This is a genomic window from Natrialba sp. INN-245 (assembly GCF_009807105.1).
Lineage (GTDB): Archaea > Halobacteriota > Halobacteria > Halobacteriales > Natrialbaceae > Natrarchaeobius > Natrarchaeobius swarupiae.
Window position 1 is genome coordinate 316,450 of the sequence record NZ_WUBV01000063.1, and the last position, 22,154, is coordinate 338,603.

At 62.1% G+C, this 22,154-nt stretch carries 22 protein-coding genes and 1 tRNA gene; 12 read left to right on the forward strand and 11 right to left on the reverse strand.

Annotated features, from left to right (window positions below; genetic code table 11):
- Nucleotides 1-102 precede the first annotated feature (102 nt).
- From GRS80_RS18085 to GRS80_RS18095, 3 genes are all read left to right on the forward strand, one after another.
- Nucleotides 103-1,395: a GTP-binding protein gene (locus tag GRS80_RS18085; protein ID WP_160048760.1), complete on the forward strand. Its 1,293-nt coding sequence runs from the start codon at nucleotides 103-105 to the stop codon at nucleotides 1,393-1,395.
- Nucleotides 1,396-1,400: 5 nt separating this feature from the next.
- Nucleotides 1,401-1,625: a hypothetical protein gene (locus GRS80_RS18090; protein ID WP_235019781.1), complete on the forward strand. Its 225-nt coding sequence runs from the start codon at nucleotides 1,401-1,403 to the stop codon at nucleotides 1,623-1,625.
- 132 nt (nucleotides 1,626-1,757) lie between these two features.
- Nucleotides 1,758-2,015, forward strand: coding sequence for a hypothetical protein (locus GRS80_RS18095; RefSeq protein ID WP_160048761.1), 258 nt, complete (start codon nucleotides 1,758-1,760; stop codon nucleotides 2,013-2,015).
- A gap of 19 nt (nucleotides 2,016-2,034) precedes the next feature.
- On the opposite strand, the gene GRS80_RS18100 is transcribed toward GRS80_RS18095, so the two are convergent.
- Nucleotides 2,035-2,349: a HalOD1 output domain-containing protein gene (locus GRS80_RS18100; protein ID WP_160048762.1), complete on the reverse strand. Its 315-nt coding sequence runs from the start codon at nucleotides 2,347-2,349 to the stop codon at nucleotides 2,035-2,037.
- Between the two features lie 183 nt (nucleotides 2,350-2,532).
- Complete coding sequence (locus GRS80_RS18105; protein ID WP_160048763.1) at nucleotides 2,533-3,822, reverse strand: NAD(P)/FAD-dependent oxidoreductase; 1,290 nt, start codon at nucleotides 3,820-3,822, stop codon at nucleotides 2,533-2,535.
- Nucleotides 3,823-4,002: 180 nt separating this feature from the next.
- On the opposite strand from GRS80_RS18105, the gene GRS80_RS18110 reads away from it, so the two are divergent.
- Both GRS80_RS18110 and GRS80_RS20525 read left to right on the forward strand, forming a co-directional pair.
- On the forward strand, nucleotides 4,003-4,953 hold the full coding sequence (locus tag GRS80_RS18110) for a formyltetrahydrofolate deformylase (RefSeq protein ID WP_160048764.1): 951 nt from the start codon (nucleotides 4,003-4,005) through the stop codon (nucleotides 4,951-4,953).
- Between the two features lie 258 nt (nucleotides 4,954-5,211).
- Complete coding sequence (locus GRS80_RS20525; RefSeq protein WP_200840422.1) at nucleotides 5,212-5,382, forward strand: hypothetical protein; 171 nt, start codon at nucleotides 5,212-5,214, stop codon at nucleotides 5,380-5,382.
- A gap of 162 nt (nucleotides 5,383-5,544) precedes the next feature.
- On the opposite strand, the gene GRS80_RS18115 is transcribed toward GRS80_RS20525, so the two are convergent.
- Together GRS80_RS18115 and GRS80_RS18120 are read right to left on the reverse strand one after the other, a co-directional pair.
- Nucleotides 5,545-5,617: transfer RNA gene (locus GRS80_RS18115), tRNA-Pro, on the reverse strand.
- 174 nt (nucleotides 5,618-5,791) lie between these two features.
- Nucleotides 5,792-6,622 carry a hypothetical protein gene (locus tag GRS80_RS18120; RefSeq protein WP_160048765.1) on the reverse strand — a complete coding sequence of 277 codons (831 nt, stop codon included), beginning with the start codon at nucleotides 6,620-6,622 and terminating at the stop codon, nucleotides 5,792-5,794.
- Nucleotides 6,623-7,163: 541 nt separating this feature from the next.
- Here GRS80_RS18120 and GRS80_RS18125 point away from each other — a divergent pair.
- From GRS80_RS18125 to GRS80_RS18135, 3 genes are read left to right on the forward strand one after another with little or no spacing between them, the layout of a single operon-like run.
- Nucleotides 7,164-8,621, forward strand: a complete 1,458-nt coding sequence (locus GRS80_RS18125; protein ID WP_160048766.1) for an ATPase domain-containing protein — start codon at nucleotides 7,164-7,166, stop codon at nucleotides 8,619-8,621.
- Between the two features lie 52 nt (nucleotides 8,622-8,673).
- The gene (locus tag GRS80_RS18130; RefSeq protein ID WP_160048767.1) at nucleotides 8,674-9,732 is read left to right on the forward strand and encodes a HAMP domain-containing sensor histidine kinase; all 1,059 of its coding nucleotides are present in this window, start codon (nucleotides 8,674-8,676) and stop codon (nucleotides 9,730-9,732) included.
- A complete protein-coding gene (locus GRS80_RS18135; RefSeq protein WP_160048768.1) occupies nucleotides 9,729-11,201 on the forward strand; it encodes a HAMP domain-containing sensor histidine kinase in 1,473 nt (490 codons plus the stop codon). The genes GRS80_RS18130 and GRS80_RS18135 overlap by 4 nt, the downstream gene beginning before the upstream one ends.
- A 216-nt stretch (nucleotides 11,202-11,417) precedes the next feature.
- Here GRS80_RS18135 and GRS80_RS18140 read toward each other — a convergent pair whose 3' ends face one another.
- From GRS80_RS18140 to GRS80_RS18170, 7 genes are all read right to left on the reverse strand, one after another.
- On the reverse strand, nucleotides 11,418-13,484 hold the full coding sequence (locus GRS80_RS18140) for a DEAD/DEAH box helicase (protein WP_343161645.1): 2,067 nt from the start codon (nucleotides 13,482-13,484) through the stop codon (nucleotides 11,418-11,420).
- A 225-nt stretch (nucleotides 13,485-13,709) separates the two neighbouring features.
- Nucleotides 13,710-14,474, reverse strand: coding sequence for a DUF6517 family protein (locus GRS80_RS18145; protein WP_160048770.1), 765 nt, complete (start codon nucleotides 14,472-14,474; stop codon nucleotides 13,710-13,712).
- Nucleotides 14,475-14,639: 165 nt separating this feature from the next.
- The gene (locus GRS80_RS18150) at nucleotides 14,640-15,005 is read right to left on the reverse strand and encodes a cupin domain-containing protein (protein ID WP_160048771.1); all 366 of its coding nucleotides are present in this window, start codon (nucleotides 15,003-15,005) and stop codon (nucleotides 14,640-14,642) included.
- A 101-nt stretch (nucleotides 15,006-15,106) separates the two neighbouring features.
- Nucleotides 15,107-15,301, reverse strand: a complete 195-nt coding sequence (locus tag GRS80_RS18155; RefSeq protein ID WP_005554588.1) for a cold-shock protein — start codon at nucleotides 15,299-15,301, stop codon at nucleotides 15,107-15,109.
- Nucleotides 15,302-15,352: 51 nt separating this feature from the next.
- On the reverse strand, nucleotides 15,353-15,571 hold the full coding sequence (locus GRS80_RS18160; RefSeq protein WP_160049078.1) for a hypothetical protein: 219 nt from the start codon (nucleotides 15,569-15,571) through the stop codon (nucleotides 15,353-15,355).
- 130 nt (nucleotides 15,572-15,701) lie between these two features.
- A complete protein-coding gene (locus GRS80_RS18165) occupies nucleotides 15,702-16,421 on the reverse strand; it encodes a carbonic anhydrase (RefSeq protein WP_160048772.1) in 720 nt (239 codons plus the stop codon).
- A 144-nt stretch (nucleotides 16,422-16,565) separates the two neighbouring features.
- Nucleotides 16,566-17,141, reverse strand: a complete 576-nt coding sequence (locus tag GRS80_RS18170) for a DUF4870 domain-containing protein (protein WP_160048773.1) — start codon at nucleotides 17,139-17,141, stop codon at nucleotides 16,566-16,568.
- A 191-nt stretch (nucleotides 17,142-17,332) separates the two neighbouring features.
- On the opposite strand from GRS80_RS18170, the gene GRS80_RS18175 reads away from it, so the two are divergent.
- From GRS80_RS18175 to GRS80_RS18190, 4 genes are all read left to right on the forward strand, one after another.
- Nucleotides 17,333-17,893, forward strand: coding sequence for a KH domain-containing protein (locus tag GRS80_RS18175; RefSeq protein WP_160048774.1), 561 nt, complete (start codon nucleotides 17,333-17,335; stop codon nucleotides 17,891-17,893).
- A 205-nt stretch (nucleotides 17,894-18,098) separates the two neighbouring features.
- On the forward strand, nucleotides 18,099-19,763 hold the full coding sequence (gene thsA / locus GRS80_RS18180; protein WP_160049079.1) for a thermosome subunit alpha: 1,665 nt from the start codon (nucleotides 18,099-18,101) through the stop codon (nucleotides 19,761-19,763).
- A 475-nt stretch (nucleotides 19,764-20,238) separates the two neighbouring features.
- Nucleotides 20,239-21,015, forward strand: coding sequence for a class I SAM-dependent methyltransferase (locus GRS80_RS18185; RefSeq protein ID WP_343161646.1), 777 nt, complete (start codon nucleotides 20,239-20,241; stop codon nucleotides 21,013-21,015).
- A 99-nt stretch (nucleotides 21,016-21,114) separates the two neighbouring features.
- Nucleotides 21,115-22,116: an ornithine cyclodeaminase family protein gene (locus GRS80_RS18190; RefSeq protein ID WP_160048775.1), complete on the forward strand. Its 1,002-nt coding sequence runs from the start codon at nucleotides 21,115-21,117 to the stop codon at nucleotides 22,114-22,116.
- Nucleotides 22,117-22,154: the final 38 nt, after the last annotated feature.

The following is a 22,154-nucleotide window of genomic DNA, read 5'->3' on the forward strand; positions in this document are numbered from 1 at the left end:
CGCTCGTTGGTCTCATCTCGAGCGAGAACTTGGAGCGCCCATTATTAAAAATAGTGTTTTAGATAATAACTTCTATTACGGAGGAGGTATATTTGTTAAACGATGGACGACAACTCGATTCCCGTGACGGTTCTGTCCGGAACGCTCGGTGCGGGAAAGACGACCGTACTCAACCACGTGCTTCGCGAGAGCGACCGCGATCTGGCGGTGCTCGTCAACGACATGGGCGAGGTCAACGTCGACGCGGACCAGGTCGCCGAGTCCTCCGACATCGCTGACGAGGACGAGGAGTTGATCGAACTCTCGAACGGCTGTATCTGCTGTGAACTGCGTGGGGACTTACTCGACGCCATCGGCGAACTCACCGCTTCCGAGCGGGAGTTCGACGCCGTCGTCGTCGAGTCGACCGGCGTCGCCGAACCGCTTCCGGTCGCCCAGACGCTCACCCTTGGATTCGACCAGTCGGATCTCGATCCCACCGAATTCTACGAGGAGACCGGCATCGAACCGCTTTCGGGCTGTCACCTCGATACGACCGTCACCGTCGTCGACGCCCACCAGTTCCAGACGGCGATGGAGTCCGACGAAATCTTGGACGACGACGGAACGAAAAAACACCTTGGCAACCTGCTCGTCGAACAGGTCGAGTTCTGCGACGTCCTCTTGTGCAACAAGTGTGACCTCGTCGACGAGGAGACGTTCGAGACGATCGAGTCGACGCTCGAGGCGCTCCAGCCGCGTGCGGAGATCGTCCGAACCGAACACGGCCGAATCGACCCCGAGGAGATCGTCGAGACCGGTCGGTTCGACTTCGAGGAGGCGAGCCAGTCCGCCGGCTGGATCCAGGAGCTACAGGAACCCCACCAGTCCGCCGAGGAAGAACACGGAATCACCTCGTTCGTCTTCGAGGCGCGACGGCCGTTTCACCCGGAGCGCTTCGCCGACCTGCTCGACGAGTTCCCGGACGAAGTCGTCAGAGCGAAAGGCCACTTCTGGCTCGCGAACCGCGATGCGGAGGCGCTGTCGGTCAACATCGCCGGCCAGTCGGTTCGAATCGCTCCCGCCGGCCAGTGGGTCGACTCGCTCCCCGCTGACGAGCGGGAGGAACAGCTGGCAGAGAACCCGGAGATCGAGGAGTTCTGGCACGATCAGTGGGGCGATCGGAGCATCCAACTCGTTCTCATCGGGACGGAGATGGACCACGAGTCGGTCCGCTCGGCCCTCGCCGAGTGTCTGCTCACCGACGACGAACTCGAGGACGATCACTCGGCCTACGAGGATCGGTTCCCGACGTTCGAGCCGGAAGAAGACGAGGACATCGAGGAGACGACGGAGCCGGAGGGACACGACCACGATCACGGAGATACACAGGAGGAAATCGGCATTGCGGACTGAGCGGGGTGACCGTCGTGGCCGACCATGAATCCGACGCGGAACAGACACCGTCGAACGACTTCCCGTCGGCGAACCGCGACGTCTCGCCGTGTTACCAGGCGTACGTCGACCGCCGCGAGAACGGGGTCGACGTCTGTACGATATACAACGCGTTCGACGCCGAATCCGTGACCGAAGAACGGATCACCGCCATCGGCGACGCGTTCGTCTCCCGGGAGGACGCCAGGTGATCGACGGCGGCGACCTCGTCCGACGAACCCCAAACCGGCGTCCGTCGACCGACACGCCGAACTCGAGTCATCCAGACGCGTGGAACCGTTCACCAACCACACCGACCGACGAAACCCAGACACAACACTCCAATGTCGACATACTTTCGAACCGCGATGAAGTCGAACGTCACACACGATCACCGCCGAGCGGCAGTCGATCGTCTGATCGAACGCGGCGAACGCCAAAATTTGGCGATCATCGTCGAAACTGCCGGGCTCCGCGGCGAGTTCCGCCGCCAGGCGCTTGAGGGACTCGCCGCCTGCCGAGCGACCGACGAACTCGAGGCGCTCGCCGAGGAAACGTCGCTCGATCGGTCGCTTCGCCGACGGGCGGACGAACTCACGTAGGGCCCGTCGCCTACGTGCGTCAGGGTGCTTTCGTGACGACGATCGATCCCGAGCCGTGGACGGTAACGGTGTAGCCCTCGAGACGGAACGAGACGGTTCCCGCGTTTCGGTTCGTGCCGGCGTTCGTCGGCTCGAAGATCGCCTCGAGGCCATCCGGATCGATCCGATCGTAAAGCCGTTCCATCTCGGCTGGATTCCTGCCGGAGAGCGCCGCGACCGTCGAGACGATCGTCCGGGAGAGCGACTCGCTGGCGTCCCAGTCGTGGGAGACGAGTGCAGTCTCCGCGTCGGGGTCGATCCGGTGTCCGCCGTGGTCGTCCGTGGTTGCTGTCATGGTGCTCACCTAGGGGGTGTTGACTGTCACTGCTCGTGACTGAAACGCCTACCACAGACGAGAGCATAAAACCCTGTCAGACATATTTCACTCGATTGTACGACAAAACAAAGGAGCGAGTCTCACGTGTCGCGAATCGATCCCGGGTAGACGTCATACGTCCGACGAGGACCGGCCCACCGATCAGCAATCGCAGTAGTCGGGCTCACAGCAGTCGAGATCCTCGAGGAACATCTCCTTCTCACGGTACTCCGAGAGCGGGTCGACGTCGGCGCCCAGTCGCTCGCCGATCGTCTCGGCGACGACGGCAAAGCGCTGGCGGAACTTGTAGATGAAACAGAACTGTTGGCCATTGTGTGCGACCTGTGGACCGACGAGGAACAATCCGGGGGTAGCGGTCGGCTCGTCGCGGTCGCTGAGTTCGGGGAACTCGCCGTCGAACGCGAACAGGTCCTCGACGAGCGTCAGGCTCCCTCCGAAGCCGGTCGCCAGGACCGGCGGCGTTCGCGAGCGAACCCGTTCGCCGTCGGCGGTGAACACGTCGTATCCCTCGTCGACGTCGGCGGTGTCGTCGGCCTGCTCGTCCGTCGGGCGAACGCGTTCGATCCGATCGACGCGCGCGCCGGGAACGAGCTCGATCGGCCGATCGTCGGCGAGCGCCGCCTCGAGACGCTCGTTCGTCCGTGGTGAGAGCACCTCCCTGGGGTCGGGACTGCGAAACTGCCAGGTCCCTTCCTCGTCGAGAACAGTCACCGAGAGGCCGGCCTCCGAGAGGCCGAGCGCGGCGTCGATGCCGCTTTCAACGCCGCCGATCACGGCCACGTCGTCCGACGAGGGCACGGCGACGCCGGCACCGTCGGCCGCCGTCGGAGGCGATTCCTCGCCTCGCGTCGACGCAGGATCCCGGTCGTCAGCCACGAGGTCGGCACCCACGTCGTCCGCGTAGCGCGCCCAGGAGTCGATCGAGGAGACGTGGACGGCGTGTGACGAACCGGGAATCGCTCCATCCGTGGGATACTGATACTGCCCCGCCGCCCAGATCACGTAACGGGCGCAAATCGGCCCGTCGCTCGTCTCGAGGGTGAATCCGGCGGAGCCCTCGACGTCCGCCGCTCGGTCGTCGGGAACGACCCGATCGACGTCGACCCCGGTCTCGATCGGCAGTTCGTGGTACTCCGCGATCGCCTCGAGGTAGTCGGCGTACTGGTCGCCGGTCGGGTGTTCACAGTCCAGTGCGAGGCCGGGTGAGGTATCCGGCGTGATCGCGTTCAGATCGCGCACGCCGAAGGCGTTGGCGGGAAACGACGGCGTCAGCAGTCGCATCTCGGCGGGCCACTGGCGAAACGACGCGCCGATCCGATCGCGCTCGAGAACGACGAACTCGACGTCGAGAGTCGAGAGTGCGACACCGGTTCCGATTCCGGCGGGTCCGGCGCCCACGATCGCGACATCGTGGTCGAACGATTGACTCATACCGAATCGATCGGCCCGCTCGAACTTAATAAGTGAGATGGTATAGTTAGCAATTCCTGGTATCCGGTCGAGCCATGGTAGCAATCACGCACGGTCGCGACGGAAAGCAGGGTTTTTAGCCGCCGACCGACTCAACACCGTACTGATGTATCGAAATTCGCTCGAGCGGAGGTGGCGCTGATGACGACCGATGTGACCGAAATCACGGTGATCGGAGACGACGACACCGGGCTCGTCGCCCGGGTGACGAGCCTCCTGTTCGAGCGCGGAGTCAACATCGAGGACCTCGATCAGGCGGTTCGCGACGGCCTCTTCCGGATGTACCTCGCCGTCGACACCTCGGAGATGGTCTGTACCGAGGAGACGCTCCGCGAGGATCTCCACGAACTCGGAACGGATCTCGGACTCGACGTCCAGGTTCGCTTCCCGGCAGACCGCGAGACCCAGCAGATCGCCGTCCTCGTCACGAAAGAGAGCCACTGTCTCGAGGCGCTGTTCGAGGCGTGGGCCAACGACGATCTGGGCGCTGACATCGGCGTCGTCATTGGGAACCACGACGACCTCCAGCCGCTTGCAGAACACTACGGCGTCCCGTTTCACGACATCGGCGACGAGAAGGGCCGACAGAACGAAGACGAGCTGCTCGAGTTGCTCGCCGAGTACGACGCCGATCTCATCGTCCTCGCACGCTACATGCGGATCCTCTCTCCGAACGTGGTCTTCCGGTACGAAGATCGGATCATCAACGTTCACCCATCCCTGTTGCCGGCGTTCCCCGGTGCTGAGGCATATCGCCAGGCCGTCGACGAGGGCGTCCGGGTCGCCGGCGTCACCGCCCACTACGTCACGACCGACTTAGATCAGGGGCCGATCATCACCCAGCGCGCGTTCGACGTCCCCGACGACGCCGACGTCGACACGTTGAAACACCGCGGTCAGCCCCTCGAGGCCAACGCCTTACTCGAGGCCGTTCGCCTGCACCTAAACGGTGACGTGTCGGTTCACCGGGGTCGAACAACGGTGCGGGAAAACGGCACGAACTACCAGCTCGGCCTCCCCGAGGAACTCGAAGACGTCACGCCCGATCGACCGGTCGACGGTATCGGCAGCGTGGTCGCCGACGAAAACTGACCGCCAGTGGTACGATCTCCGATACGTTTTCTCTCGACGGGACGTCCGACAGCCCCGTCGCCGCCACTCGTACGGATTCCTGTCCCGATCTCCCGCTCCAGGGAGCACAGGTATGGCGGCACTGGCGGACAGAAAACCGTATCACGACTCGGTTTCTCTGAGTGTGATTGTTTTCTAATGTCGGAATCTGGTGTATGTTCGAACACCTCTGTGGATTTTATCGAAACGTTCTTGTTCCATCGAACGAGATAGAGGAATATGGTGGCAAACTCGACGTCGCTCGAGAGAGGCGTTCCAAGCCAAGAGGTGACCGCGGCAGTCGACGAGGTGGACGGACGGCCACACCTCGTCATCGCCGACCTCACTCGAGACGATGCGTGGCTCGCCACGGTAAAGTCAGACGCTGTATCCGTCGACGACTGGCGGTAGTCACGTCTATCGGTTCAGTCGAACTCCTGTGTCATTGAGCGTCAGTGCATACCTGATTGCACAGCGACCGATCAGGGTGGAATTGTTCCTCTAGCGTGTCGGTACACCAGCCCGGATCGATACGCGTCGACACTCGGTTCACTATGCTCGCGACAGAATGAATGGGATCGCCCGGATTTGAACCGGGGTCACGGGCACCCAAGGCCCGAAGTATACCAAGCTAACCCACGATCCCGTACTCCACCATTTCGGGCGCACATCATAAAGGGTTTCGTTCCGTCCCCGACCCCATCTCGGTGCTCGATGATACTTACTCCCAGTTCCACTCGTCGGCGTCGTCCGACCGTCGTCTCTCGAGCCGTTCGTCTCCGGTGTCCTCTAACTGGCGGTCTCCGCCCTCCTCGAGCGGTTACGCGTCGGTCGTCGAGTCGGTTTCCGTCGAACCCGACTCCGATCGCTCGTCGTCGCGTCTCTCCTCGAACGCCGCGGCGACCACTGCGTCGGTCGCTTCCGGTAACTCCCGGTCCGACTCCCGTTCCGACGACGGGACTGGCTCGTCGGTTCGATCGTCATCGAACGCAGCGGCGACTGCAGCGTCGGTTGCCTCGACGAACTTGTCGGCCTCCGGCTGTGACTCCGTCGCGGTTTCGGTCAAAAACGAACGCTCTTCGGCGATCCGTTCGAGCGGTCCGTCGTCCTCGGGTCCATCGGTGGTCACCGCCTCGTCGAAAATCCCCTCGAGAGTCGAGGCAACCTGTGACTCCTGGCTCGTAGGATCGAAGTGAAAGTGAGCGTAGACATCCGTCTCCGCAAGTCGGCTCGTCAGTGCCTGCGCGAACTGGTACGTTTCGCTCGGCGAGGCGTACTCGAGTACGCCGTCTATGGAGTCGAAACAGATCGCGATCTGTCTGCCGGAGTCGGACCATCGAGCACAGCACCGGAGTATGGCCGTTCCGATCGCCGAGAGGTCGCCTGGATCCGCGATCGACTGCTGACCACCCGACGTCCCGCGGTCGTCGGTCTCCGCGTGTCGCTCACCGATCACGATCGATTCCACCGGTCCGTCGACCGCCACTCGAGTCGGCGGCTCCGCTCGAGCCTCGCCGGTCGATACCGTGAGCAACGCGTCGATCGAACCTCGGTGATACAGATCCGCACACGACCCCAACCCGTGGGACTCGCCGTCGACCAACAGCACGTTCGCGGGCGGATCGGCGGCGTCGGGTGAGGTCGGGTTCATCGGATGTTCCACTCGAGGCGTGGGCTGCGGTTGTGCTCGTGATAAGTGAACTCTCGACCTTCACCGTTGTGGCCGAACGGACAGACCCATCGCCTCCTTCACATGAAATCGAGAACTGGGTGGTGACCAGGCCAATAGGTATTGAATCATAATAAGGCGCTCGAACGTACTGTTTCACGGCCTGCTTGACGTTATCGCGGACACACGGTAGCGCGATTTGATCCCACTCGTCGAACCCACTGAGGCTTTCTGGCTCGACGATTTTGCCAGGACGTTCGTGCGATTTTGGCAAGGATCGTACACTGCCGTACGATCGATCGCTTCGAACACAGATCACCAGTTGACGTCAACCTCTTCTCACAAGTCTCACGGGAATCAACCAAGAACCAGGCTTAAATTAGTACTAATACCACACCTCGTTGGAGAGTATACGTATGTCCAAAGAATATTTGGTGCCAACATTATACACAGATATTATTTGGTTTTGGTACCCTTATATGGGAGCCAAAACCTATATATAGTGACCATATTACCAAATCACATGGGGCGTTTCAGTAGCCGAAGGCGAATCAAGACTGGGATCCGACAGGCCGACACAATACTCAATGGGGGGTTTCTCCCCTCTTCTGCGACGCTTCTCAGGGGCTCACCCGGAACAGGAAAAACGATTTTCGGCCTTCATTTTCTTGCAGCGGGCGTACGTTCTGAGGATCAGGGACTTTATATCAATCTCGGTGAACCAACCGCATACCTTCGCGACACCGCCGAGAGTTTCGGACTGAATATCGACCCAGTCGACTTTCTCACTCTTTCACCGACCGGAGAAGAGTTTCGCGCCGACCAGACATACGACCTCTTCCGATCGGGCGAGACAGAAAACCCATCGCTCGTCGAGAAGATCCGTGACGAAGTAGAAACACTGGCTCCAGACCGGGTCGTCATCGATCCGATCACTGAACTCAGATATCTGACGATGGACGAACACCAATTCCGGACGCAGGTGCTTGCGCTTCTCGATTTTCTCAAAGGGCAGGGGGCGACGGTCCTGCTAACGTCACAGGCTGCCGACTCCGTTCCCGACGACGATCTCCAGTTTCTCGTCGATACCGTCGTCAACCTCGACCGTGATCGGAGTCGGCGAACGCTCGACGTCTCGAAGTTCCGCGGATCCTCGGCACAGCGCGGGCCTCACACGGTAACGATTACTGACGACGGAATGTGCGTGTGGCCCCGTCTGATTCCCGACGATCACGAACGTGAGTTCAGTTCGGAGAAACTCTCCTCGGGCGTCCCGGAACTCGACTCGCTTCTCCGTGGTGGGATCACGACCGGAACGGTCACGTTTTTGAGTGGGCCGACCGGTGTCGGGAAGACGACCACCGGCCTCCAGTTTATGAAAGAAGCTGCGGGCCGTGGTCAGCGATCCGTGCTCTACAGCTTCGAGGAAAACCGTTCGACTATGCTTGAGCGTGGGGAAGCGGTCAATATTCCGCTTACATCGATGATCGAACGGGGCACACTCCGTATCGAGGAGATCAGCCCTGACCAACTCACGATCGACGAATTTACCCACCGCCTTCGCCAGGAGGTCGAAGACCGAGGATCGGAGATCATCATGATCGACGGCGTCAGCGGATACGAACGAGCACTTCGAGGAACGGGAGGCGACGCGACACAACACCTGATCAAGATCGGACGATACCTTCGGAACATGGGCGTGACCGGCGTCGTCACGAACGAGGTTCATCAGATCACCGGCGAGTTCCGGGCCACGGAACAGCAGATGAGCCACCTTGCCGACAATATCGTCGTTCTCCGCCACGTCGAATACAGAGGGGAGCTCCGAAAGGTGATCGGCGTCCTCAAGATGCGAACGAGTGACTACGAAAACTGGCTCCGGGAGCTACAGATTACTGAACACGGGCTGACAGTCGGCGAACCGATGTCTGACCTTCGTGGTATCCTGACCGGCACACCCAGCTGGACGGATGACGAGTGAGCACCGCGAATCGGGGGGATCTCCCTCGGAAACAGTGAGGAGAACCCGCGTCATGCCCGCGATCTCGAATCCCGGTAACCGACGAGTTCTTCTCGAGTGGGTGCGCGCCCAGGACGAGTACGAGGCTGTTTCCGGGGGACAGGATCGTCTCCGTGACGCCGAGTACGATATCTGTGTTCTCGACGAGCGTACCCTCCGACAGAACGTGACTGTCGTCCGTGACCGTCGGCGTGCTGAAACCGGTGCGTTGCCAGTGTTGCTGGTCAGTTCCGCCTCGGACTTCCCCTCGGTCGAAGCCTGGGCCCACCACACGATGGACCAGAACCTCTGGGAGTTCGTCGATGAAGTCGTCACGACACCGATCGAGCACGTCGAGCTTCGAAGTCGACTCGAGAACCTCCGTCGGATCAGGGATCAATCGATTGCGGTGGCCCAGAAGACCGAGCAACTCCTGCTTTTGAATCGGATTACCCGCCACGACATCCGAAACGAGATGAACGTCATCATCGGCTGGGCAGGACAGCTCGAAGACCACGTCGACGAGGCCGGCCAGGAGATCTGTGAGCGAGTACTCGACAGCAGTCACAACGTCGTGGACTTGACGCGGGCCGTTCGAGAGTTCGTCGAGATCCTCGAGATGGACGACGACCCGGAACTGAAGCCGATCCCCCTCGAGAATGCACTGGCCGACGAAATCGTGAAACGGCGCTCGCTGTTCGAAGACGCGGAGTTCGTCGTCGATGGTGAGATACCTCCCGTACAGATTCAGGCCAACGAACTGCTCTCCTCAGTGTTCCGGAACCTGTTAAACAATTCCGTCCAGCACAACAACTCGAGGACGCCCCGCGTTACAGTCACGGTCACGAGACGGACGGCGAGTGTCGTCGTCACGATCGCCGACAACGGACCCGGCATTCCGTCAGACCGTCGGGATGCGGTGCTCGGTCGTACTGAGGACGGACTCGACCATCCGAGCGCTGGCGTCGGGCTCTACCTCGTCGATACGCTCGTCGAGCAGTACGGGGGTAACGTTCGAATCACTGACTCCAACGACGGCGGTGCCGCCGTTGTCGTCACACTCCCGACGGACTCCCAGGTGGGTGACCGATGACGACGGACGATTCGAACGCGAACGACGACTACGACCCCCGATCGTCTTCGTCAGTCGAATCCACGAGAATCTATCCGCTCGTCGCCGAGGACGGAAACCGCCGTGTCCTAAAGGAGTGGCTGTCAGGGCACGACTCCTATTGGGTAGTCGATGCCGGAGAGGGCCTCGAGACGGCCGAGTGTGACCTCTGTATCGTCGACCACGGCGGGATACGACAACACGCGGACGAGCTCAAACGGGTCAAATGCGAGGCTGAACCGGTGCTCTTTCCTGTCCTCCTCCTGTTGCCCGAACGTCAATCCGGGGTCATTGAGACCGACCGGGGGGAGATTGCCGACAACGTCTTCGGGACCACGATCGACGAGATCGTATCGCTCCCGATTCGACAGGCCGAACTTGAATGGCGGATCAAGGCACTACTTCGCCTTCGCGACCAGTCCCTACAGTTACAACAACGGACCGAGCAACTCCGGCGGTTCAAGGAGGCCGTCGAGGCGTCGGGTCATGCCGTCTACATTACCGACCCAGATGGCACGATCGAGTACGTCAATCCTGCCTTCGAGGAGTTGACGGGCTACGAGCGCGAGGAGGCGATCGGTCAGACGCCGAATCTTCTGAACTCCGGGGAGATGCCTTCTGACTACTTCACGGAGCTGTGGGAAACGGTACTCTCGGAGGAAGTCTGGGAAGAGGAGATCGTCGACCGACGAAAAGACGGAGAGCTCTACACCGCCCATCAAACGATATCACCGATCACGGACGACGGGACGGTCCAGGCACTCGTCGCAATTCAAGCAGATATCACTGAGCTAATAGAGTTACATCGACAGCTTCGGGTGGTCGATCAGATCCTGCGGCACAATCTTCGAAACAATCTGACGGTGATTCGTGGCCAGGCGGAACAGATCCGGTCTCAGACGACGGGAGAAGTGGCTGACGCTGCCGAGGATATCAGTATCTTGTCCGATAATCTCCTAACCACGAGTCAGAAGTCCCGGGCGATCACTGACGTCTTGAGTGAGCAGCCAGATATTCGGCGGATCGATATCGTGGATACTGTCACGCGATCCGCTGGCTCGGTCACTGCCGGCGTCCCGGATGTACAGGTCGACGTGGACGTTCCCACCCAAGCGATCGTCTCGGCGACGACGAATGTCCACAAGGCGATTGAAGAACTGATCGAAAATGCGATCGTTCACAACGATGCCGAGACACCTGCCGTCTCACTTTCGGTTACAGTAGAAACCGAACTCGTCGAGATCCGCGTCACCGACAACGGAAACGGCATCCCAGAGATGGATCGTGCCGTGTTAGAGAGTGGCGACGCAATCGACGACCTCTATCATGGGGGCGGCCTCGGTCTCTGGTTGGTCTACTGGATCATCAAGCGGTCCGGAGGTTCGATTGCTGTCGAAGGGAGAGATACAGGAGGCACCACGGTCAGAGTCGTGTTACCAACGGTCAACTAACCTGGAGCCGTTCTGCGAAGGAACAATAAATGATCTCACAACTCTCGGTACCATCGTCTGATACGGTTTCCTGTCAGTTAGTGCCGACGCAACCGCGGTCCTGGCGGCGGGTGCGCCGGGACACTGTTACGGTAATAAATATGATGTGTAGTGGCTGAAATTTCTCTACGTCCGACTCTATCTGGGTGATGTCTCGATCCGTCGCTCGGCTTTCGGCTACAGGTCGTCGTCGCGAAGCTCGATATCGGCGACGAGGTCGTAGGGGTGGGCGTCTTTCCGGATACCGTCGATGAGCGTGAAGGCTTCCCCAGGCTCTAAGAAGTGCTCCGTGACGACGCGTCCGAGCGGCGTCGGCTCGAAGCCGTCGATGAACTCGTACTGTAACAGCTTGCCGACTGCGTGTTTCGTCGGTACCTCGCCGAGCATCCGATCGTTGAGCGCCTTCGCCGACTTGCCGGCGACGGCGACGTTCGCGAGCGTCTCCTCGACGGCGCTTCCCTCGTCGTAGTGGGTCATCACCGACTCCATCTCGCCTTTGAGCAAGGTAAACGCAATCTCGTCTTCGGTCCCCTCCATCGAGTTGTGGTACGAACAGTCGGGTTCGACGAGGACGTAGACTGTCCCTTCGTCGTGATAGTCCGGACGACCCGCACGGCCGAGCATCTGGGAGAACTCCTGGACGGAGAGCCACTCGATGCCCATCGCCAGCGAGTCGAAGATCACCTGGGAGGCTGGAAAGTCGACCCCGGCTGCGAGCGCAGCCGTCGTGACGACTGCTGCGAGGTCCTGTTCGCCGAACTGGCGTTCGACCGACTTCCGGCGTTTGTAGTCGAGTCCCGCGTGGTACGGTGCTGATGAGTACTCGAGTTTCCTGCTGATCTCGTGACACCGCCTGCGGGAGTTCGTGAAGATGATCGTCTGGCCGCGATACCCTTTCGACGATTCGGTGTCGAACTCCCGTTTGACGAGTTTGTTCTCGACGCGTACCTTCTCCTGGCCGTCGGCGAACGTGACGTGTCGTTCGATCGGGACGGGTCGCTCCTCGAACTCGATGAGTTTCGCCTCGAGCGCTTTCGCCAGCTGTTCGGGGTTGCCGACGGTCGCCGAGAGGTAGATCCACTGGGCACCCTGGTACTCCTCACGTCGTTTGGCTCGCTGCTCAGTCGTGTACTTGAGCCGCGAGATCAGCCCGTCGAGGCGGTGGCCGCGTTCGTCCTCTTTTAACGTGTGAACCTCGTCGATGACGACGGTCCCGATGTCCCCCATCTCCTTGCCCGTCCGCAGGGCGTGATCGATCCCCTCGTAGGTGCCGACGATGACGTCCGCGTTCGGATCGAACCGGTTGCCGTCGTCGTTGATCCGGCTCGCACCCACCCGGATGGTGACGTCGACGAGGTGGCCGTACTCCTCCTGGAAGTCCTCGTACTTCTGGTTCGCGAGCGCAACGAGCGGGACGAGAAAGAGCATCGTCCCCTCTCCGTCGAGAACCCGGTCGATACCGGTCATCTCGCCGACCAGCGTCTTCCCGGTCGCCGTCGCCGACACCACGAGCTGGTCGTCGCCGTCGACCAGTCCGTTCTCGACGGCGAGGCTCTGGACCGGGAGCAAGGTCTCGAAGCGGTCCTCGAGCAGTCCCTGGAGATCGGGGTGGAGATCCAGCGAGTCGACGCGAACGGGATCGACCTCGTCGGTCGTCGCCGAGATCGTATCGAACTTCGTGAGATCCGGATCGAGCCGCCCCTCGAGCAGGTTGACGATCCGCTGGAGGTCCTGGACCTCGATCATGAGTTCCTCGAGGCGCTCTTTGGCGTCGCCGGTCACCGTTCCCGCCCCGGAGTAGGTGAGCTGGCGCTCGAGTTCCTCGCGCGCGCAGTCGCGACAGATCCAGTCCCGATCGTCCTTGACCGCCGTGTCGGTCGTGATCGGGGAGTATCGCCCCGCGGAGGCGCAGTACCGGCAGGTCCTGACGGCCTTCGCCTTGTCCGCGAGCTGGTAGCCCTCGAGCATCTCGATCAGTTCCTCGCGCTTCTCGGGGGAGGTCTGCTCGGAGATTCGGATCCGCTTGGCTCGGCGGGCCAGTTCGACGAACTCGTCGGGCTGGCGGGGTTCCTCGCTCGAGCCCTGTTTGAGCCGGAACTTGGCCGGCCGGGGGCCGGCGGACGTCTCGGAGAGGCCGAGTTTCGCCCGGAACAGCCGCTCGCCGCCGCGCTGGACGACGACCAGGAACTCGTCGCCCGTCTCGTGACAGAAGATCGTTTCGACCTGCTGGACCTGCTTCGACACGGACGCACCTAACGGGGATGGATACTTGAGCGGTTCGGACCTGGACGCCGCTTCCAACGTTTTAGCCCAGATTCGTGGGGACGAACACTGTTGTATGATCGGCAATCGTCGCGAGGATCGTACTGACTCTCGAGTGACGGCTTACGCCCGAACCGCTGGCCCGCTACTCCGGCACGACTGTCGGACAGGTCCCGACGCGACGGTGTAGAGCGATGGCGGTCCGTATCAGATGTCGACGATTCCGTCGTCCGTCTCTCCGTTCTCGTGGTTGCCGTCACTCTCGTTATCCCCCACCTCGTCGCCGTTCGGTACGCGTTCACCGTCCTCCCCGCTGTCGACCGTCTCGTCGTCGACGCCCTCGGTGACGTTTTCCATCAGCGATCGGACGTTGTCTTCCTCTCGAGGCGCGACCTGCTGGGGGTAGACGCCGATCGTCACGACCCAGTCTTCGGCCGTCTCGACCGCCTCGCTGACGTGGACGTTGACGTCGACGGGTACCCCGCCGAAGGCCGCTCGAGCGCTGAATCGCGACTCCGTCGTCTCCTGGTCGAGGATCTCGACGTCGTCGTCCCGCTCGTGCTCGACGTTCTCGAGGTCGTCGTAGTTTCCCTCGATCAACTCGACGAGTTCGCGTGTGGACATCTCTCGAACTGGATTGAACTCCCGACCGGCGACGTCGACCTGCGGGGTCGTCAGAACGGTAAAGACGGCGCTGCGTTGCTCACCGAGTGGCTCTACACCGATCGCTTTCTCGTGTTCGACCAGATAGTTGCGGGCGACGACCGTCTCGCTGTAGACGGAGACCTCTACCTCTTCTTCGACCGCGACCTCCTCGATTCCTGTCTGTTCGTATCCGGTCTCCGCTCGAGTCGCCGGCGCGACACCGGCCGGCGTCGCTTCGTGTTCGGCCAACCCGGCCGCGCCGAGACAGCCCGCGACCGCTGTGAGACCGAACGTTCCGCAACTCGCCAGGAGGTGCCGTCGTTTCATCCTGGTGGCAATGGCGAATTCGGACCCAAGAGTGTACCGATACGGCGAATCGACACCAAATTCATGACACGTGCTGGTGACACGTCGGTCGGGTTGGGGACGACGCTGCCACCTCGCCGCCAGCAGTCCGCAACGCCCACGTCGTGAGCGATCGGACGGGACCGGTCACTCGAGCAGTTCGATCTCGTCGTCGCCGTTCGGAACGGCACAGAGGAACGCACCCAGCTCGTCGCCGTCGTTTCGATACCAGTGGACGGTGTCGGCGGGAATCAACAGAGAGTCGCCCGCCGTTACCTCGTACACCTCCTCGTCGATGCCGACCGTGTACCTCCCCTCGAGGACGTACTGTTCGTGTTCGACGGCGTTCGTGTGCTCGGGCACCTCCCCACCCGGCTCGAGGACGAACCGACGGATCGCGAAGTTCGGTGCGTCGTCGCTCTCGTCGATCAGGACGCCCTTTCGCATGCCGTCGGCGGCGTCGACTGCCTCGTACTCGATTTCGTCTGCCGAACGAACCAGTGGCTCGGTCATACGAGAGTCTGTGACCGATAGCATCCTAAATCTCCCGACGGCGCTGTCGCTTGCGGGCGTAAAATACTGCAGTCAAGTGCCGATACCGTTACGAATCCGCCTTACAGGCGCTCGACGTTCGTCGCGCGCGGGCCTTTGGGGGCCTGCTCGATGTCGAACTCGAGTTCCTGTCCTTCTTCCAGGTCCGGGCCGCCGATGTCTTCCATGTGGAAGAACACGTCGTCGTCCGCGTCCTCAGTCTCGATGAATCCGTAGCCGCCAGTGTCGTTGAAGAAATCAACGGTTCCTTTCGCCATTGCCTTTGAAGAGAATCCCTACACACGTATAAACACTCCGACTCTCGATGATCAGACGTCTTCGGCCGTCTCGAGGCGTCGAACGGCGATCGAGACGACGTAGACGAGCATGAACGCGGCGAACCCGACGACGAGTCCGATCAGCTCTCTGGTCCCGACGCCGCTCGAGCCTATCGCCCAGAGTCCGACCACTCCAACGACGAAGACGGCGAGCGTGAATACGCCGATCGCGTAGTAGAACCCGACGTCCGACTCGAGGAGCGAGCGCATCGTCATGTCGTCACTTTCGGCGCCGACGGTAAAACGATACCGAGTGCATCCGTCGTCCGACCGGTGGCGGTCGATTTCCGCGAGTGCTGTCGGTGTGAGTCCGGGGTGAGACCAGAGGCTCGGAGTGGTGTCAGTACAGCAGACTGTGCGTCGCCGTCTCGTACCGGTCGGGGATCAGGTCGGCGATCACGTCGGGATCCGTCTCGCCGTTGACGTTGACGAGATAGGTCCGTCCGTCCTCGTTGCCGTAGATCCCCTGGAAGTCGTAGACGAAGCCGTAGACGTCGACGTCCTCGGGGACGTCCTCGGACTCTCGGAGGAACGTCGCCTGATAGTCGACGTTGTACTCGACGAGCTGGTTGATCACCGTCTCCCGGTCTGCGTCCGCGTCGACGAGATTGCTCTCGAGGGCTTCCTCGACGACCGGCACGAGCAGGTCGATCCACTTGTCGACGCCCCGTGGGCCAGGCTCGTCGGCACCTGTCGCGACGTCGTAGGCGGCCGTCACCGCTCCACAGCCGGTGTGACCGACGATCGCCGCGACCTCGGTTCCTGCGTGGTGGATCGGGTACAGGACGCCCCCGTCGACGATCCGCTCGCCCCCGTCGTCGTCCCAGACCTGGTTGCCGATGTTACTCGGCGTAAAGACCGTTCCGGGATCTTCGACCCCCCACATCCGCTCCTGTGGGACCCGCGAGTCCGAACAACAGACCGAGACCACCTCGGGATGTTGGCCGGACTTGACCGCCGAGAAGTGTTCGGACGGAAGACCATCGATGTGCACCTCGTTCCCCCCGAGCAGTTGCTCTAGCACCTCGTCGTCGTGTTCGTGATCGTCTCCATCAACCATACCGTAACGAGCACGGAGGGCGAACAAAATAGTTTCTTTTCGTACAGATGTGGGGCCGAACGCTCATACGGTCTGCTGTCCAGCAGTATCGCCGCATCCGGGATCCGTTCTCCGGTGAGCGGTACACAGGGATAGCAATCCGTATCAGACGAAATCGGGGGTAAACGGGTACGTCCACGTTTCGCCGCCGTACGCTTTGACAGCGGCGATCGCACAGACGGCGACGTTGACGAACGGAAGGACGATCAAGAAGGGAATCCCGATCAGGATGGCCGAGAGAAGCGTCGCCGCGATCATGCCGACCGTGTAGACGATCTGCCAGTTCAACGCGTTGCGGGCGTTTTCGTCCACGAACGGATCGTCGGCGACGACGAGAACGATCGCCGGGCCGACGACCCACGTCACGATCGCGAGGAGGTGTGCGGCCGCGGCCAGGAGTTCGTCGTCGTTCGTACCGTCTATCTCGCCGCCGCTCGTGTCGTATTCGCTCTGGTCTGGATCGTATTCGACGTCGTGATCGGGACCGTATCCGCTCTCACTGCCAGTTTCGTATTCACTCGCCCTGCTGGTTCTGAACTCTTTTGCTCTCCTGTCAGCACCTCTCTCGACCGGCGCACGGTCGTCGTCTCGGCTCTCCGTCAGCTCCGCGCCACACTCCGAACAGAAGTTCGCGTCGGAATCGACGTCCGCTCTGCAGCGCCAACAGTCGTCACCGATCATACTCGTCCGGTCGTTCGCGAGCGGGAAAGTACTATGCCACCCTCACGCGTCGCGCCCATCCTCAGTCGTCGTCTCGCACCGCCACGGGCTTCTCGAGAGAGCAGCGGTCGGAACGGGTCGCTGGGACACGACCGAACGCGGCTCGGAGTGCGGTCCAAGCGCTTAACCTCGCCGAGCGAGTAGCCGGGTACATGCAGCACGTGAAGATTCCGCAGGACCGAATCGGTGTTCTCATCGGCGAGGGCGGCGAGACGATGCGCGAAATCGAGGCGGAAGCCGAAGTTCGACTGGACATCGACTCCGAAAACGGCTCGGTTGCGGTCGACGCCGTCGGCGACCCCGTTCGCGGCCTCAAAGGCCCGGAGATCGTTCGAGCGATCGGGCGCGGATTCCCGCCCGAGGACGCGCTCCGACTGCTCGAGGACGATATGATGCTGTTCGACGTCGTCGATATCGACGCCGCCTCGAGAAACAAAAACGACATGAAACGGCAGAAAGGTCGCCTCATCGGCGAATCGGGGCGGACCCGCGAACTGATGGAGGAACTCTCCGGCGCATCGGTCGTCATCTACGGCTCGACGCTCGGCATCATCGGCGCGCCCGAACAGGTCGACACCGTCCGTACCGCCGCGGAGATGCTCTTAGACGGTGCACCACACGGTTCGGTCTACTCGTTCCTCGAGGAACGACACAACGAGATGAAACACCAGGGGTTGGAGTACCACCGGTTTCCCGGCTCAGAGGAAGCCTAATCGGCTCGGTCTCCTATTCGATCCGTGATCGGTCGGGACGAGACCTCTCACGCTCGACATCCCCTCGGTTACAATATAAATGACGGCGGATGACCTCAGCAGGATCTGCCAGGTAATACCCGCGTAGGGGCATTCGCCTCGTACGCACTCAAAAGGTTTATATAGAATAACAATCAATCTTTCCCTGACTATGGCACAACAGCAGATGGGCAATCAGCCCCTTATCGTTCTCTCGGAGGACAGCCAGCGGACGTCCGGCAAAGACGCACAATCGATGAACGTCCAGGCCGGCAAGGCCGTCGCCGAGTCCGTACGAACCACACTCGGCCCGAAGGGCATGGACAAGATGCTCGTCGACTCGACGGGCAACGTCATCGTCACCAACGACGGTGTGACTCTCCTCTCCGAGATGGAGATCGACCACCCGGCGGCCGACATGATCGTCGAAGTCGCCGAGACTCAGGAAGACGAGGTCGGCGACGGCACCACCAGCGCCGTCGTCGTCTCTGGTGAATTGCTCAGCCAGGCCGAGGAACTCTTAGAGCAGGACATTCACGCGACCACGCTCGCACAAGGATATCGCCAGGCCGCCGAGGAGGCCACCGACGTTCTCGAGGAGATCGCCATCGACGTCGACGAAGACGACGACGAGATCCTCCACCAGATCGCCGCGACAGCGATGACCGGCAAAGGCGCAGAGAGCGCTCGTGACCTGCTTTCCGAACTCGTCGTCGACGCCATCCAGTCCGTCGCTGACGAGGACGGCATCGACACGGACAACATCAAAGTCGAGAAGGTCGTCGGCGGTTCGATCGAGAACTCCGAACTCGTCGAAGGTGTCATCGTCGACAAAGAGCGCGTCTCCGAGAACATGCCGTACTTCGCGGAGGACGCGTCGGTCGCGATCATCGACGGCGACTTAGAGATCAAAGAGACCGAGATCGACGCCGAGGTCAACGTCACCGACCCCGACCAGCTCGAGCAGTTCTTAGAACAGGAGGAGGCCCAACTGCGCGAGATGGCCGAGACGCTCGCCGATGTCGGCGCGGACGTCGTCTTCGTCGACGGCGGCATCGACGACATGGCCCAACACTACCTCGCTCAGGAGGAGATCATTGCCGTCCGTCGCGTCAAATCCAGCGACCAGAACCAGCTGGCCCGCGCGACCGGTGCCCGGCCCGTCTCCTCGGTCGACGACATCAGCGAGGACGACCTCGGCTTCGCCGGCAACGTCGCCCAGCAGGACATCGCTGGCGACCAGCGCATCTTCGTCGAGGACGTCGAGGACGCCAAGGCCGTCACCCTCATCCTGCGGGGCGGCACCGAACACGTCATCGACGAGATCGACCGCGCCATCGAGGACTCCCTCGGTGTGGTGCGAACGACCGTCGAGGACGGCAAGGTGCTCGCCGGCGGCGGCGCACCCGAAGTCGAACTCTCGCTGGCTCTGCGTGACTACGCCGACTCCGTCGGCGGCCGCGAACAGCTCGCCGTCGAAGCCTTCGCCGACGCCCTCGAGGTCATCCCGCGTACGCTGGCCGAGAACGCCGGACTCGACCCCATCGACTCCCTCGTCGAACTCCGTGCCGACCACGACGGCGGCAACGAGGCTGCCGGTCTCGATGCCTTTACCGGCGACACGATCGACATGGGCGAGGAAGGCGTCTACGAACCGCTGCGCGTGAAGACCCAGGCGATCGAGTCCGCCACCGAAGCGGCTGTCATGCTGCTTCGCATCGACGACGTCATCGCCGCCGGCGACCTCGCGGTCGCTGACGACGACGATGACGAGGAGATGCCCGGCGGCCCAGGCGGCGGTATGGGCGGCGGCATGGGCGGCATGGGCGGTGGCATGGGCGGCATGATGTAAGCGAGGTTCGGAACGAGCGAAGCGAGTGAGAACCTCGTAAAGGCGAGCGGGGAACGTAGTGACCCGCGAGCCAGAACTAAAGTTTGCTCTGCGGGCGCGGCGAAGCCGCGCCCTCGGCAAAATTTAGTACAAAAGCCTCCTCGCTCCCCTCCGGGTCGCTCGTCGGCCCGAGCGCGAAGCGCTCGGAGAACAGCGTCACTCGGGTTCTCCGAACCGCTCGCTCGCTGACAGTGGACTTGGTGATACCTCACCCGTCCTCTCCGACCGGCAGCCACTCGGGCTGCTCTCGTGGAGGGTGGAAGCGCCGCTCGAACCACCGCACAGCCGCGTTCAGTCGGCCCATTCTCTATCTCTCCGTTTCGTCGTCGCTCCCGAACCTGTTTTCGCCACCGGATCGATTACGCTGCATCTCGGCGGTGCCTTCGCGACACATACTCACGGAACGTTCACGTGTGTGTCACGCCGAAGCCGTGTCGTGACGGACGACGCTGACACCAAACGTGACGTCGCGAGGGCCTTCGGAGACGCTGCGGACGGTTACCGGGACGGGGCCGTGCTCAAGGAAGGCGCGGGCCTCGAGCAACTCGTCGACTGGTGTGCGGACGCGACGCGGGCGCTCGACGTGGCGACCGGTGGCGGCCACGTCGCGGGTGGGTTCTCCGCTCGTGGCGTCCCGCGGGTCGTGGCGGCGGATCTCTCGCTCGAGATGGTCGAAACGGCGACGACCGAGTACGCGGACGCCACACTCGAGGGCGCCCTCACCGACGCCGAACGCCTGCCCTTCGCCGCGGACGCGTTCGACGCGGTCGCGTGTCGGTTCGCCGCCCACCACTTTCCCGATCCCGAGGCGTTCCTCGCGGAGGTCAAGCGCGTGCTCGCGCCCGGCGGGGTGTTCGCGCTCGAGGACCTGTGTGTCCCCGACGAGTCGAAACTGGCGGCGTCCGTCAACCGGATCGAACGGCTCCGCGATCCGGGCCACGTCGAGACCTACGCCGCGTCGCAGTGGCGCGAGTGGCTCGAGGACGCAGGGCTGACGGTCGAAGAGGGTTGGGAGACGAGCCGGAAACTGGACGTTTCCGCTTGGCTCGATCGAATGGACGTCCCCGCGGACCGTCGCCGGAAGATCAGGTCGCTGCTGTCGGACGCTCCCGGCGACCTCGAGGACGTACTCGAGTTTCGCTACGAATCCGACGGCGAGCAACGACTGACATCGTACCGGACCCCGGTCGTCCTGTACCGGGCGACGATCTGATCTCTCTGCGATCGAATCTCGAGTGCGACCCACGGTTCGATCTGCGATTCTGGTGGCGCTTCACTACGAACTAAGTAGGTTCCCGCAAAATTCGCCACTATGAACACGCTACTTCTGGACAGCGACGACGTCGACGACTGTGCCCGACTCGCGGACATCGTCGACGCGGTCGAGGAGGCGTTCGGAGCGTTCGAGCGCGGCGATACCCAGATGCCGGTCAAATCCTACATCGAGCTTCCGCGCTACGACGGCGACTTCCGGTCGATGCCGGCGTATCTCGACACCGGCGGGTGGGATGCCGCCGGCATCAAATGGGTCAACGTCCATCTGAACAACCCCACGGAGCACGACCTCCCCACCGTACTGGGAACGATGATCTACTCTGATCCCGAGACCGCCTTCCCGCTGTCGATCATGGACGGAACGACGTTGACGATGAAACGAACCGGGGCGGCCGCCGCCGTCGCCACCGACTATCTCGCGGTCGAGGGCGCCTCGAGTCTGGGTCTCGTCGGCGCGGGCGTCCAGTCGTACACCCAACTCGAGGCCATCGCCGAGATTCGACCGATCGAGGAGGTCGTCGTCACGGACGCAGACGACGAACGCGTCGAGCGGTTCGTCGACACCTACGCCGAGGAGTTCGACGTCCGGGAGGGGTCGATCTCCGACGCCGGTCACTGCGACATCCTCTCGACGGTGACGCCCGTCGAGGAGCCAATCGTCGGCCCCGACGACGTCGGGGAGCACACGCACGTGAACGCGATCGGTGCCGACGCCGCCGGAAAACACGAGCTCGCCGATGCGTTGCTCGAGTCCGCGACGATCGTCATCGACGACTACGAGCAGTGTACCCACTCCGGCGAGATCAACGTCCCGTACGCCGAGGGGGTACTCACCGACGACGACATCGACGCCGAGATCGGAGAACTGGTCGTCGGGGCAAAATCGGGCCGAACGCCGGAGACGGGCGTCACCGTCTTCGACTCGACCGGGCTGGCGATTCAGGACGTCGCCGCGGCACGGGTCGTCTACGAGCGCGCACGCGAGGCGGACGCCGGACTCGAGTTCGATCTCGTCGGCGTCGGTGACTCGGTCTCGTAGGCGGACGCCGGAAGCCTGCACTCCGAAGAAGGAGACTC